This window comes from Primorskyibacter flagellatus (assembly GCF_900176485.1).
In the GTDB taxonomy this organism is placed as follows: Bacteria; Pseudomonadota; Alphaproteobacteria; order Rhodobacterales; family Rhodobacteraceae; genus Primorskyibacter; species Primorskyibacter flagellatus.
This window is the reverse complement of the sequence record NZ_FWYD01000020.1, coordinates 22,789-37,055: the sequence shown is the minus strand read 5'-3', so window position 1 is coordinate 37,055 and position 14,267 is coordinate 22,789. Positions and strand designations below refer to the sequence as shown.

Below are 14,267 nucleotides of genomic sequence, written 5' to 3'. Positions count from 1 at the left end.
CATCTTCAGGTGTTTGATTGTTTACCAGTCAGGTCAACGTCTTTTAGACAGTCATCGAAACTCGGTCACCATGGGTCTTTTCCATCATGATACGTCTTATTCTATCCGGCCTGTGCGCCGCCTGCCTGTTCATCATAGCTACAGTTGCAAACGCACAATCCAGCTACCGGGTACAGCAGGGCGACATGCTGGTAATCGAGGTGCTTGAAGATCCCGGTCTGAACCGCTCGACCGCGGTCCTGCCCGATGGCAATTTCAGCTTTCCCTATGCCGGCACGCTGCGTGCCGGCGGACGAACCGTTTCGCAGATCGAATCCGCCATCCGCGGCGCCATCGCCAGCAATTTCGCCAACCCGCCGACCGTTTTTGTCTCGGTTCAGCCGCTCGAACGTGAACCGGTAGAACCCGAAGAACCCGAGATGATCAAGGTCTATCTTCTGGGTGAGGTCGGCGCGCCGGGCCTTGTCGAACTGGAACCCGGCAGCACCATCCTGCATGCGATCGCCATAGGCGGCGGACCATCGCGCTTTGCCGCCACCAAGCGCATCCAGCTGCGCCGCACCGATCCGCGGTCCGGTCGCCAAGGCGTGAGTACGATCAATTACCGGGCCATGTCGCAGGGCGCAGGTCTCCGCCAGGATATCATACTTAGGGATGGCGATGTTATTCTTGTTCCAGAACGCCGCCTGTTCGAGTAAGCCTCGTCGGCGCCCGGGCAACTGGCGGGCTTATCACAAAGCAGGAGGCGCCGGCCTGGCTGTGCTGATGAGTGTCAGCACGCCGCTGGCACAGGAAACCCCTGCCAGCGCCCGGCAGTTCACTCTCGACGTCGCACAACGCCTCGAATGGAGCGACAACCCCGATCTCGCGATTGACGGCGAGGACCGCCTGCTGGCACGCACCAGCCTGCGCTTCGGGCTGGAACGCCGCACCGGGATCGACCGGCTTTCGTTCTCGCTGGGCGGCGATCTGGAAGTGTCCAATGACGACGCCACGGGCTTCGAGCGCCCCAGCCTGTCTCTGGCTTGGCAGCGTGATGTCGGCCATTCCCAGATCGGCGCCGCCTTCGACTTCAACGAAGTCGAGCTTGGCAACACCACAAGCACAACCTTCGACGAAGACACCCAGAGCACCGATTTTATCACCGTGGACAGCGGCGCGCGCCAGACCGCCAATCTGTCGCTGACCGGCGCTTTCGGCATCGAGGCACCGTTCGGCGGCAGCTACCGGCTGTCGCAACGGCAGGTCCGCTATGTCGATACATCCGACTCCGACCTGCAGGATGCCGACCGCCTGTCCTTCGATGGTGATCTGCATTTCGAACTCGATCCGCGGATCACCCTTGGCCTGGCCGCAGCCTACACGGATTTCGACGAAGAAGGCCCGGGCGATCTCGACACTGTCACGTCCCGTGTTGAAAGTTATCTCGAATTGGACGTCACCCCGCGACTGACCAGCCGCATCGGGCTGGGATGGCAGGAAATCGAGCAAAGCGGCACCAGCGATCTTACCCGGGATGGGCTGGTTTTTGATGCGTCCCTGACCCAGGCACTGCCCCGGTCCACCATGGAATTGCAGACACAGTCGCGCATCACCTCCAACGGGCGGCGCAACGAATTGCGCTTCATCCACAGCCTTGAACGACCTCTTGGAAGCCTGCGCTACTCGCTGGGCGTCTCTCAGACAGAAGATCTGGACCCGGCGCCACTCTTCGGGCTGTCCTGGCGTCGGGAATTGCCGCGTGGAGCGGTCTCCGTCGACCTGGAACAGGTTGCCACAACGGATACCGATGACGCAGAAGTCGTCAACAGCCAGTTGTCGTTGAGCTACCAGCAGGACCTGACAACCCGAAGCGGGTTCGGGCTGGAGTTTGTCATGCGTGACAGCGACGAGCGCGCCGATAGCGGCACCGACTCCCGCAGCTACAATCTCGGCCTGACCTACCGGCATGCTGTGACAGAAGATTGGGACTTCACCGGCGGCATCTCCATGGTGCGCGTCGAAGAGGACGGCACAGCCGATCGCGATTCCAACACGGTCTTCATCGGGCTACAGAGACAGCTCGTCTGGAACTGATCGCCCCTCCGGCCTCTTGAAGTCGGCCCAAGAAAGGACCTCCCTCGCCATGGACACCCCCGGCCGCATGCCGCGCATTGCCTATCTGACCGGGATCTACCCGCTTGTATCACTGACCTTCATCCAGCGCGAAATCGCAGCGCTGCGAGCGCTTGGGGCCGAGATCGAAACCGTTTCCTGCCGTTTTGTCTCAGCCGATCAGTTCAGCGGGGCTCCGGAACAAGAGGCGGCGCGGAATACCCACTATCTGCTGCGCGCGGCCCGTTCTCCGGTGGCGCTGCTCTCTGCTCAGATCGCCGCGCTGCGCACCCCCGGGCGTTACTTCACCGCGCTACGCCGGGCGCTGGGGCTGCGCAATCCGGGGCTGAAATCACTGGTGGCACATCTGGCCTATTTTCTGGAGGCCACGATGATGGCGCGTTTCGTCCGCCAGAAGGACATCGGCCATATTCACTGCCATTTTTCCACCAACGGGCCCGCAGTGGCCATGCTGACCCGGGACCTGACCGGCGTGCCCTACAGCTTCACCCTGCACGGGCCGTCTGACCTGTATGACCCCGAGGGCAAACGGCTGGGCGAGAAAGCGGCACAGGCGCGTTTCGTGGCAACCATCAGTCATTATGCCCGCAGCCAGTTGATGCTGTTTTCCGCACCCGAACACTGGGACCGATTTCGGATCATCCACTGTGGCGTCAACCCGGCCCTTTATGCCGGGGAACGCACGCCCCGCGATGACAAGGAAATCCGGCTGATCTTCGTGGGGCGGTTGGCGCCGGTGAAGGGCATTCGGGTCCTGTTCGAGGCGCTCGACGATCTCTTCATGCGCATTCCAAATCTGCGGCTGACACTCGTGGGGGACGGCCCCGACCGCGCCAGGCTGGAACACGAAGCTGCACGACTGGGAGACCGGGTACGCTTTACCGGCTACCTGTCGCAAGCGGAGGTGGCCGAAACGCTGGCTGAACACGACATCTGCGTGCTGCCCAGCTTCGCCGAGGGCGTGCCAGTGATCCTGATGGAGGCCATGGCAAGCGGCCTGCCCGTCATTGCCACGCAGGTAGCAGGCGTAAGCGAGTTGATCGAGCAAGGTGTCAGCGGCCTGATCGCACCACCAGGCGACGTGAAAACGCTCCGCAACCATATCGAGACACTGGTGCATGACCCCGCGTTACGCGACCGCATGGGACAGACAGGCCGCAAAAAGGTGCTGGCAGAATTCGATGTGGCCGGTGAGGCAAAGAGGCTGGCACTGCTGATATCGGGCCGCGCAGGAGCGGAAATCCGCCCTGTTTTACAAGATCAGCGGCCAGACTAAGCTCGTTTCTGCATCATTATGCCGACTGATCAGCCGAATCTTGCCGGGCGCAAAGGTTCGCGCTGAATTCCGCTGCTCGTTAACTTGTCGGCAACGTTTATTTCCCTAAAAGACCTTAAAGCGGACACTCCCCGGCCACTCCCCGGTCATGGTCTGACGGTAAAAAGTCACGAGGGAACAGGAGAGCGTATCTCCGTTTAAAGTTTACATCCGCGCTCTGGCACAGGCCGTTTGCGCGCCGAATGGGGCATGCTCTGCATACCCCTGAAACAGATTTGTCGACAGATATCTGTCGCAAGATGAAAACCTAGGGGCTTGCTCACATGCCACTTTCGCTACTCAATCTCGGAAATGCCCAAATCTCGGGGGGACGGGTCACAACACTTCTGCCCGGGAATTACGAAACCGCACGCAATGTCAGCGTGATCGACGCCCCGGACGAGGGACATCTCACCGTCAACCCCGACAACTCTCTGGCGTTGGTTATGACCGGAAGCGATTATACCGGCTCGCTCTCCTTCACCGTCGAAATCACCGCGGCGAATGGATCCACATCACGCCAGACCGCGAATCTGCAAGTCACCGAACCCTCACAGGAGGCAGGCTGGGGCACCGGTGCGGACCACTACATGCTGGAAACCGATGCCAATGGTGAACTGGTCATCGAAACCGGCGACAATCACCGTGAAGTCTATGTCTCGGGCTCCGAAGATGCCCTGACATTGTCCGACATTGCAGCGCTTGAGAGAATTTCGATCGGCGCAATTGACGGCGAATGGCTGGTCGACCATCCCGAATACGGGTCGAACCCCAACATGGCATTGGCCGAAGATGTCGGCATGATGCTGTGGGCAGAGTTGACCAGTGAACAGAAATCGTCGCACTGGCTGCGGTTCGAGAAAGGATACACATACGACAACATTGACGGCGACGAACTGTTCCCGCGCAGCCTTCAAGGGGAAGATCCTCTGCATCCGGTGGTGATCACCTCCTATGGCGAAGGCGATCAGCCGGTGATCGATTCACGGCAGTTACTCCATCGCGATACCTTCTCCGATATTGTAATGCACGATTTGCACATCAAGGACAGCCTAGAGATCATTGGGTATGAGGGAAGTGGCGGGGGAGGCGGCAACAACGTCATCCTCGACACAATCACGGGAACAGAACAAGGCACCATCACGATCCAGCAGGTTGATCGAGTAACAGTACGTAACTCGAACTTCTATAGCATCGGCGAAGAAGAACCTCAGTACGGGGAAGATTGGGGCGCGCACCAAGACCGGACATTTGCAGTCTTTGCCCAAGACGTGGACGGGTTACTGGTTGAGCATACGACCTTTGCCGAGATCGGCTGGAAGGAAGGGTATGACTTCAATCACGATGGAAGCAGCTCGCAAGCACCGAGCATGTACACTCACAATATCTATGTCAGCTCGCGCGTAGCTGACATGACGTTCCGGGATAACATATCGTCGCAAGCAGCATCTTTTGGTGGGCAGCTACGTAGCGGCGGGTTTATTGAGGATAACCTGTTCCTCGACAACAATGCGGGCGTTACCGTCAGGGGGGGCGACTATAACGGAGAAGGTCCGGTGGGCGGTTTTTCCCTGCTGTCTGGTAATGTGGTGACGTCTGCGGCGTACAAAAACGCTAACTTGATCGGCGCCCTGTCTCTCGGCATTAGAAATGGAGGCGCGGATTCGTCCCTTTATGGCAACATCGTCGCACATCTGACCGATCCCAATGATCCCTCAGAACTAGACTACAAGATATTCAACAACGGCGCAGTGTTACACGAAAAAGATCCGTTCTACGACGATACCACCATCTACGGGTGGAACAGTGCGCGCGACTTTCTGTACGGCACTGTCGACAGTCAGAACCAAAACGTCGATGGCTTAGACACCAATCTTCTGGATCAGACCACCGCTGCCAATCTCGCCAAGATCGTCCTCAACGACCCAAATGCCGGAATCGAAGAGCTGGTTGACTGGCTGAAGGAGAATGAGGCAACAGCCGACGAGCTCAACGCCTATTTCCAAGAGGCCTTCGGTGTATCGGATGGCACGCGCGCTAGCGCGACGACGCTGCGCTTCATTCCCAACGAAATTGGCGATGGGGTGCGTTGGGACAACCGCATCAACTGGAGCACCGAAGATCTGCCTGGCACAGTGGCTGGCGACGGCGTCGATCTGGGCGGCAACTGGGTGGTCTATGGTGGCACCAACACAATCCGCGCGCTTGGCTTTGGGGATGGCGGGCAACTCGACATCTCGCATGGGCGGCTCGATGTCAAAGCACGCACCTACGCGGACGGTGATGGCGGTTTCATAAACCTGAGCTCCGCAGGCCAATTCTGGCTCGGCACAGGCCATATCGGTGCCGCGACACTGAACGTGTCACTGGATGGCGGGCGCTTTGCCAATACCGGCGCCATTACTGGCAATGTCGACCTGTTCGTCGATGACGGTCAGGCCCTTCTCAGCGCCGATGGGGGCGACTTCACTCTGGGCGCCGGAGAGAGCTTGGTGGTGCGTGGGGCCGATGCCCAGGTCGGCTTTGACGGCTACAACAATCAGTTGGGCGTCATCAGCTTTGATGCCGGGTCCGAAGTGGTCTTCATGAGCGACGACACCGGTCTCGGATCGATTTCCGAGTTCCGCTCCGGCGCCTATGGGGACGCCCCGCGCGTCAATTCCCATATCGAACTCGCCCTGACGGATATGGTCGTCGACCTGTCCGCAACCTCTGGCCTGTCCAACGGCACATACACGCTGATGAGCGCCGATGAAATCACCGGCAACATCGATTCCTTCGACGTCATTGGGCTATCCAACAATCGCAGCGCCACCCTGACCATCAACTACACCACCGACGTGGTGGAGTTTCAGATCGATAATGGCACGGGCACCTCTATACGCACGGTGGGCGAGAACAGTGTTAACCAGATAAATGGCACGAATATCGGCGAAGAGTTTATCACCGGTGCAAGCCATGACCTGATCAAAGGCTACGGTGGGCAGGACACCATCCGGACCGGCTTTGGCATCGACATCGCCTGCGGCCATGAAGGCGCCGATGTCATCAATACCGGAGCGGACCGGGACCTGGCATATGGCGGGCTTGGAAATGACACGATCCTGGGCGGAACCGGCCAGGACTGGCTCAGAGGCGGCAGTGACGATGACGTCATCGATGGCGGGCAAGACAGCGACCAGATCGAAGGTGGATGGGGCGAAGACACCCTGACCGGCGGCGCGGGTGCCAATGTCGAGGATGTCTTCGTTTTCGCCGTTGACGGGCGCGACTGGGGCGATGTCATCACTGACTTCCAGGTTGGCACGGACAAGCTCGTGCTTGGTGATGTCGATAACGGCTTCCGGGGGTTCAGAGGCATCACCCTTTCTGAGCGGGACGACGATGCCGTTATTTCCTACAATGGCAATTACATCCTGCTTCGCGACGTCACCATGGCAGAGGTCGAACAGAATGTCAGCGATATCTTCGGCACGGCCTCGGACCTGATCTACGATCGGTTCGCCGATTTCCTCGTCTGATCGTCAGACCCGGTCGCCGCAGCGAAGCGGCGACCGGATTATCTGTCGTTTCGCACGCGAAACACCATATTTCAAAATATTGTTTTTGTTTAACTTTTCTGAATTTTCTCGGGAAATTCAGGCTTCGCGTTCAGCCAGCCAACTCCGCAGATCTTCCACCAGGCCGGCATTCAGCCCCTCCCCCCGCAGCACGATCTTTCCGCGCGCAGCTTCGAGAAACAGACCCTGCGCCACTTCCTCGCCTCGCGGGCCGGAAGAAGCCTTCCTGTCTGCCGCCTTGCCCTCGGCCCGCGTCAGCGCACGTTCCAGCGCCGCTCGCTCTGCCGCAGCATCTGTCGCGGCGGTCTTGCGCAAACTGTCGCGCAACCGCACCCCGAAGGCAGGCACTGTGTCGATGGCCTTGACCAACGCCAGGCCCAGCTTTTCGGGGATGGTCTCCGGGAAATGCAAAGCGGGTCCTAGCGCCTCATGCAGCGTTACGAAAGACTGGATCTTGGATCTTTTCGAGGCACTGGCATGCGCAAAAAGCGCCTGTACCGCGGCCTTTGGCGAGGGGTAGACCCCGATGCCTGCGGCCTCTGCCGCGACCCGGGCGCGTTCGTAAAAGGACAGGTTGGCCCGGATCTCGTTTTCCTCGACCATGGCCAGATAGGCGGCTTCGGAGCTTTCGGGCGCACGTACCAGCGCCAGCACCGTCCCCTGCCCCAGCCTGCGCAGCGCCTCGACCCGTCGCAGCCCCGAGATCAGCCCGTAACCACCCGCAGGCAGCGCCACCAGTTCCACCGGGGTTTGCTGGCCCCGGCTCGCGATACTCGCCTCCAGCGCAGCCATTTCTTCTTCATCGAGCGTAAGGCGATCGCGCAGCAGATGATCGCGCCGGATTTCGTTCAGAGGAATGTGCTGGATCAGCCGCCCCTCCTCGCGTGCCGATTGCAGCGCGCCTGCGACCTCCTCGAAGGCCGCCTGCCCCGCCGCATCATCCGCAACATCGGCAATCGGGGCCGCCCGGCGTCGCGACCCGGCCCAGCCATTCACGTAGCCCTTGGTCTCCAGCCCCTGCTGCCCGATTGCCGGATTGGCCGGTTCCAGCCGCCTGCGTTTCGCCATGATCCCGTTCCTCCTGTATATGCAGGCCCTAACCCGCGTTCAGAGCCGCATCCCGCGCCGCCCTGCCCTCTTTCTCCCGGGCCAGTTCATCCCGACGCCAACTGCCCACAAGAAGCCGCTTGAACGCTGCATAGGTCTCGTCGAAGGCCGCGCGCCCCCGCGCATAGGTGTCACGGTTGAAGTCGCGGTAATCGGCCTCGTAGATCCCGTGGACCCGCTCGCCGGCCTGTCCGATCAACGCGGTATAATCCTGCCGGAAAGGCGACAGGCGGTGGCCCAGATAGGTCTGCATCAGCCCGGCCATCTCTGCCTGCTGACTGGAATCGAAGCGGGTGATCACGGTTTGCACCGCATCCCATTCAAAACGCAGTTCGGGGCGCCCCAAGGCGCGTGCCGCCATGTTCTCGCCTTCCTCGATCGACTGAAAGGCGGCATGCAGCATGTCGAAGAACCGTCCGGTGCTGTCAAACTCGACGAAAGAGGCACCGGTGGGCACGATCAGGATATCCGCCGCCGCCAACCCGTTGATCGTCAGATAGCCAAGTGCCGGCGGTGTATCGAGCACCACGAGATCATAGCTGTCGAGCAGCCCGCTGGTCTCCAGCGTCTCGCTCAGCGCATCCCAAAGCTTCCAGCTGCGCCCGGCCATGCGCCAGACCGGGATCTGGAACTCTGACCAATAGAGATTGAGCTGTGCGCCGATCAGGTCGATATTCGGCCAGTGCGTGGGCCGGACAAGATCGGCAGGATCTATGTCCAGCGCCTCGCTCAGCGTGTCGTCCAGGGGCAGGGGGGCTTCTCCGCGGTCAAGGCGTCGCTGGTTCTCGGCCCGCAGGTATTCCGCGTAATGCCTGGCAATCATCGGAAAGACGGTCTGCCATTCATCGGCCACCTGCCCGTTCAGGATTGAGGTCATCGATCCCTGGCTGTCCAGATCGATCACCAGCACCTTGTACCCGTCCAGCGCTGCCGACATGGCCAGATGCGCCGCAGTGGATGTCTTGCCGACGCCGCCCTTGAAATTCGCCACTGCAACGGTCTTGGCCGGCAACCCTTTGGGTCGGTAGGGCAGGTATTCCTTGGCCTTGGACCCTTCCGCCCCGAAATGCGTCCGAAGCTGCAACACCTCGCTGAAGGTGAACCATTTGGCGCCGCCATCGGTTTCCGACTGGCCCTGGGGCAGTTCGGGATGGGCCCGAAGCACGCGCCGGAAATGCGCAGGCGCCACGGGGATGAGATACTTGGTGATCTCCCATGTGGAAAACAGCCGTAGCGTTTTGGAGCCGTCCGGATTCATGCCGCGCCCGGCCAGGTCGCTGCGTCCACGCAGGCAGGCCTCGGCGATCTCGGCGAAATCCGTGGTTCTGACCGGGTCTTCCATTGCCGACATCGCAGCATCCGGTGCGATTCTAAAATAGGGTGGGGGGGAGGATGTACTGCTCATGACCCTCTCGATATGCCGTGTTTTCTACAAGATACCGCAAAACACGTTACATGCAAGAAAACATTGCTCATCCACAGGGGTTCTATGCAAATTCAATAGCTTGCCTGGGTGTGTCCCAACTATGAGCAGGACCGCTTAAAGGCGCTTCTTAGTTATTATTTGGTTATTTATAGGTTACAGGATCAGAGGGTTTACCGTAAACCCCTGTTTTAAAGATAGTTTTGCCTCTCTGATAAAGGTACGGTGACTCTGATGCCACGAAAAGGCGACTCTGATCCCACGCTCAGGTGACTCCGGTCCCACGATTCCGGCGGCCGTGCTTGTGGACAGAATCGCGCGGTCTTTCTAATGTGGGTGTCACTGAAACACCGAAGAGCGCCCCTAGGTTTCCGGACCACGGGAAAAAAGCGCCAGGTACGAGAGCGAGCAGAGCATGGCAGATGAAAACCGGAGTCGCGACTGCGCGGCAAGGCGGCGGTGAACACCGGATCCCCACAGGCGGCGGGTGATTTTTTCGTATGCGATTTTTTCGCGGCGGTCCCCAAACACGACCTTGCTTCGATGGAGCATCCGCTGTTCTCGCTGTCCACGCGCCCCGATCGCCGCATCATCGAATACCGCCACAACGATATCGAAGTGACGGTCACGCCCTCGGTCAAGGGCAGGGCGACGATCTTCGATGCCGATATCCTGATTTTCTGTATCTCCCAGCTTATGGCGGCGCTCAATGCCGGACGGCCCACCCATCGCACGCTGACGCTGACCGCGCATGATCTGCTGCTGGCCACGGGGCGCGAGACCTCCGGTGATGGCTACCGGCGGCTGCGCGATGCGTTCGAGCGGCTGGCCGGCACGCGCGTCACCACCAATATCACCACCGGGCCAAAGACGGACCCTTTTGAAGTCACCACCGGTTTCGGCCTGATCGAAAGCTGGGAGATCGTCCGCCGCACCCGTGGGGGCCGCATGGTCAGCGTGGCGGTGACGCTGTCGGAATGGCTTTACCGCGCGGTGCTGTCGAAATCCGTGCTGACGCTCAGCCGGGACTATTTCACCCTGCGCCGCCCGCTGGAACGTCGGATCTACGAGCTTTGCCGCAAGCATTGCGGACGGCAGCCGGAATGGCGGGTGTCGGTCGAGACGTTGTGCAAGAAGTCCGGCTCGGCAAGCCCGCGAAGGGTGTTCCGCGCGATGCTGCGCGAGATCATCCGCGATGCGCACCTGCCCGATTACACGCTGACCGAGGAAGAGGGTGACATGATCTGCGTGCGGCCCATGGCCACCGTGATAGAACCCGCCGCCCGCGCCCCGCAGCTTGCCCCCGAGACGCTTGCGGTCGCGCGCACGCTCATGCCCGGTCTTGATGTCTATGCGCTTGAGGCCCAATGGCAGGCCGTCTGGATAGCCTCCGGCGCACCCCGCCTGAAATCCCCCGACCGCGCCTTTCTGGGCTGGGTGAAGAAACGTGGCAGTGCGTGCTGAACTCTAGCTTATGCTTTAAGGTTTCCGCCAAGAATCTCAAAATAACGTTTTATATCAATGCTATAATATTAAAAATTTCGCGTGCGAAATGCGTGGTCATACGTTGCCTTTGTTTGCGCCGCTCGCGCAAACAAAGGCACGAGGCCGGAGCACGCTTTTGTGGCAGCACCGAACATATCGCCCGACTTGGCCGGGCGGATTGTCGATTTCACTGGGTCAGGGGGCGGGGAAATAGGACGCCGTCCTGCCCTGATACCAGTAGGATGCCAGCCCCAGCCATTCCTTGACTGCGAGGTCCGTCAGCTGCAGCCCGTCGGTGAAGCGATAGGTGTAGAAGGGATCGAATGGCGGAATCCACCGGAAGTCGACCGGGTAGGGCACCGGGTCCATCCCAAGTTTCCTGAAAGTGCCGATCACGCGGGGCATCCGGTGAGCCGAGCTCAGAACCCACCATGTTTCGTCCTTGTCCTCCCCGATCAGCGCGATGGAATTGCGCACGCGTTCGAACGTGCTGCCAGAGTCGCCCTCGACGTCGATCCTGTCATCCGCAACGCCGAATTCCAGCAAGATGCGTCGCATCCCGTCGGCCTGGCGTAGCGGGGCAGGGGGGCCGCTGGCGCCGCTGCCAGAACTTACGATGATCCGCGCAGCGGGAAAGCGGCGGGCCAGCAGGGCGGCAATAGGTATCGCATCCCCGTCTTCCGTCAACTCCATCAGCGCACCCGTGCGCTGAGCATGCACCTCGTTGACACCGCCGCCCACGAGAACGATGCCGAAAGGCTCTGGCGCCTCTTCCAGAGCCATGGCTGGAAAGCGTGACACCAGCGGAGCCAGCAGCAACTCGTTTGCCGAGGTATAGCCGAAGACGAGTAGTCCCGCTGTGCCCAGCACGAGGGCCGAAAATCCCAGGCGGCGCAGACGCAGCAGGAACAGGGCGAGGCCCGCCACGACCAGCAGGACCATGAAATTCGAGGGGGTCGTCATGAACACCAGAAGGGATCTGATCATGCGGTTCTCCTGCGGGTCACGCGATGTGCAAGGGCTTCTCGGCCTCGGGCAGCCGACTGGCCCTGATCAGGTGCTGGGTGCGTTTTTCGAAAGTGGCCTCGAAGCAATGGTCTTGCGCGAACCCACGCCCTTGCCGGGCCATATCCTGCAACGCACCGCGATCACTGTGAAGCCGGGCGATCTGGGCGGCGAGCGCGGTTGCATCACGCATCGGCACGCTCCAGCCGGCACCGGATTCGCGCACGATTCCGGAAAAGGCTTCGTTGGCATATCCGACGATCGGCACGCCGCAGGACATGACTTCGGGATAGGTGCTCGAGGGGTCGCCCTGGGGGTGGCAGCACACGAAGAGATCGGCCTGCCGTTTCAGCAGGGGAATCCAGCCGCTGCGGAAATCCATCGGGGGATGCAAGGCCACCCGATCCGACAGCGCGCCCTGTGAGATCTCGCGGCGGAGCGCCTCCTCCAGATCGCCGCTGCCGTAGATATCCATCTGGTAGGGCACGCCGTGCCGGTCAAGCGCCTTGGCCACGCGCGGCAATTCAAGCACGCCCTTCATTGCCGTGATCCGTCCGCCAAAGACCAGCCGCAGAGGCGCGCCCGAGGCCATCCGGGCGCATTTAACCTTCAGGGCGCCGTCGTCGATGACATCCGCTGCCGGCACCCGGTTGTCGAAGAACAGCATTGGATTGGGTGCGATCGAATTGTAGAGATCGTAAGTCGGCGTGCCGCTGCATTGCAGCCCGGCGGCAAGATCGCGCAGCATCTGGCGGCGCCTTCGCTCAACCCCTTGGATATAAAATCTGCGTCGCAGCCTGCGCAACGGATTGGGTGTCGTCGCATCAATGATCTGGATTTCGGTCCGGGGCGTGTATTCGCTGACGAATACAACAGGGACACCGTTCCGGTGGCAGATAGCTGCGGTCTCGGCTTCGTAGGGTGAGAGAAGCGCCAGCACGATGGCGGCCTGTTCAAGATGCGCGGCTAACGCCTTGATGTCCTCGGGGCGCAATTCCAGCTTGGATGTCGGAAGTTCAGGCCCTGTCTCGACTTGATCCATATCGATGCCCGGGCGAGTGTCGATGTAGACAAGAGAGGTGACAGGGCCGGGCCAGGTTCGGGCATATTCGGCGACGCCGTCTAGGTATTTCTGAGTCATGACCAGCCCGCCCTGCGCTCCCTGACGCGCCTTGAGGCTTGGCAGGATGATAAGTTCCCGTGGCGTACCTATGGTCATGACAAAAGATCCAACGTGCGTTTAATGTCATCAGGATTGACGGTGAATCCGTCGGGGGCGGCATGACCAACCGTGAAAGCAAAATTCAGCCCGCCTCGGTTGGTGAATTCCTTAAAAGCCATCGCGAACCGATCAGGTGGCTGCAACACGAGGAGGGTGCCCCCTTCTGCGATCGAGTAAATGGCGTGCGATAGGTGACTGCCTTCCACGCTGACGACAATGGGGGCATCAAGCAGTCGTTGCGCAATTGTCCGGGCATCAAGGGCTGCCGGTTCGACGATGTCGAAGCCAAGCGCTGTCAGGGTCGCCTCGACTTGCGACTCATTGGCAAGGCGTCGGCGTTCTCCGGTGGTACCACGCTTGAGATAAACCCCTGTTTTACCTTGTGGCGCGATTCCGCCAAGGTTTCTACGCAGGGCCGCTCGCAGTTCAGCATAACGCGCAGCCTTCGAGGGGTTGTGACCGAAATCATTGTAAAGGATCAAGCGGTTGACCCGCGCTGCGGTCACACAGGGCGGGCGGGGCCGCTCCAGTATTTTGCGGTAGCCAGCCTCGTGGGTATAGTCCTTCGTTGGCAAGGAAATCATATTTTCGGCTGCATCCGGTAGAAGTTCCATCGGCAAAGAAGCACGCAGGAACAGGCCAAAATAGTGGCTTCCGGCCCAGTCCGACACGAGATGTGCCTCGGGGAGGTTCCGTCTGGGCGCAGCGTGTCTGTGGGTCAGCTGTTGTGGGCCAAAGCCCGCCCGTAATTTCGCCGCTCCGCAGTAGAGAAAAGCTCCGTTAATATCGACATTCTGAATCAGGTGGGCGCGTGTGGCTGCGTGCATGACGGGACCACCCTCAATATAGAGCCGTTCGGTTTCCCAATCACGCCAAGGTGATAAGGCGGTGACACGGTCGAGCGCGTCAGGCAGGTGGATCGCGGACGGGCAGGTTAACGTTTCGGCGGCGCAAACCTCCCAGCTGCGCGTGGCCATGTCGCGTATGTCTGTCGCTCGACCTGCAAGAAGCCGACGTATTCCCCAAGCCAAATAA

10 protein-coding genes are annotated in these 14,267 nt (G+C 60.3%); 5 read left to right on the top strand and 5 right to left on the bottom strand.

Annotated elements, in window-relative coordinates; genetic code table 11:
* The first annotated feature begins 86 nt into the window (after positions 1 to 86).
* From B8991_RS17115 to B8991_RS17100, 4 genes are all read left to right on the top strand, one after another.
* Positions 87 to 698, top strand: a complete 612-nt coding sequence (locus B8991_RS17115; protein ID WP_084354160.1) for a polysaccharide biosynthesis/export family protein — start codon at positions 87 to 89, stop codon at positions 696 to 698.
* The gene (locus B8991_RS17110; protein WP_143514653.1) at positions 670 to 2,076 is read left to right on the top strand and encodes a porin family protein; all 1,407 of its coding nucleotides are present in this window, start codon (positions 670 to 672) and stop codon (positions 2,074 to 2,076) included. The genes B8991_RS17115 and B8991_RS17110 overlap by 29 nt, the downstream gene beginning before the upstream one ends.
* Before the next feature lie 49 nt (positions 2,077 to 2,125).
* A complete protein-coding gene (locus B8991_RS17105) occupies positions 2,126 to 3,391 on the top strand; it encodes a glycosyltransferase family 4 protein (RefSeq protein ID WP_084354158.1) in 1,266 nt (421 codons plus the stop codon).
* A 323-nt stretch (positions 3,392 to 3,714) separates the two neighbouring features.
* Positions 3,715 to 6,951: a calcium-binding protein gene (locus B8991_RS17100; RefSeq protein ID WP_084354157.1), complete on the top strand. Its 3,237-nt coding sequence runs from the start codon at positions 3,715 to 3,717 to the stop codon at positions 6,949 to 6,951.
* A 117-nt stretch (positions 6,952 to 7,068) separates the two neighbouring features.
* On the opposite strand, the gene B8991_RS17095 is transcribed toward B8991_RS17100, so the two are convergent.
* Both B8991_RS17095 and B8991_RS17090 read right to left on the bottom strand, forming a co-directional pair.
* On the bottom strand, positions 7,069 to 8,058 hold the full coding sequence (locus tag B8991_RS17095) for a ParB/RepB/Spo0J family partition protein (RefSeq protein WP_084354156.1): 990 nt from the start codon (positions 8,056 to 8,058) through the stop codon (positions 7,069 to 7,071).
* 28 nt (positions 8,059 to 8,086) lie between these two features.
* The gene (locus B8991_RS17090) at positions 8,087 to 9,502 is read right to left on the bottom strand and encodes an AAA family ATPase (protein ID WP_084354155.1); all 1,416 of its coding nucleotides are present in this window, start codon (positions 9,500 to 9,502) and stop codon (positions 8,087 to 8,089) included.
* A gap of 477 nt (positions 9,503 to 9,979) precedes the next feature.
* On the opposite strand from B8991_RS17090, the gene B8991_RS17085 reads away from it, so the two are divergent.
* Complete coding sequence (locus B8991_RS17085) at positions 9,980 to 10,984, top strand: replication initiator protein A (RefSeq protein WP_235866674.1); 1,005 nt, start codon at positions 9,980 to 9,982, stop codon at positions 10,982 to 10,984.
* Positions 10,985 to 11,200: 216 nt separating this feature from the next.
* Here B8991_RS17085 and B8991_RS17080 read toward each other — a convergent pair whose 3' ends face one another.
* Genes B8991_RS17080 through B8991_RS17070 form a run of 3 tightly spaced genes read right to left on the bottom strand, consistent with a single transcriptional unit; the run spans position 11,201 to position 14,209 of the window.
* Positions 11,201 to 11,992, bottom strand: coding sequence for a YdcF family protein (locus tag B8991_RS17080; RefSeq protein WP_084354153.1), 792 nt, complete (start codon positions 11,990 to 11,992; stop codon positions 11,201 to 11,203).
* A 16-nt stretch (positions 11,993 to 12,008) separates the two neighbouring features.
* Positions 12,009 to 13,229, bottom strand: coding sequence for a glycosyltransferase (locus B8991_RS17075; RefSeq protein ID WP_084354152.1), 1,221 nt, complete (start codon positions 13,227 to 13,229; stop codon positions 12,009 to 12,011).
* On the bottom strand, positions 13,226 to 14,209 hold the full coding sequence (locus tag B8991_RS17070) for a glycosyltransferase 61 family protein (protein ID WP_179141529.1): 984 nt from the start codon (positions 14,207 to 14,209) through the stop codon (positions 13,226 to 13,228). Before B8991_RS17070 ends, B8991_RS17075 begins: the two co-directional genes overlap by 4 nt.
* Positions 14,210 to 14,267 lie beyond the last annotated feature (58 nt).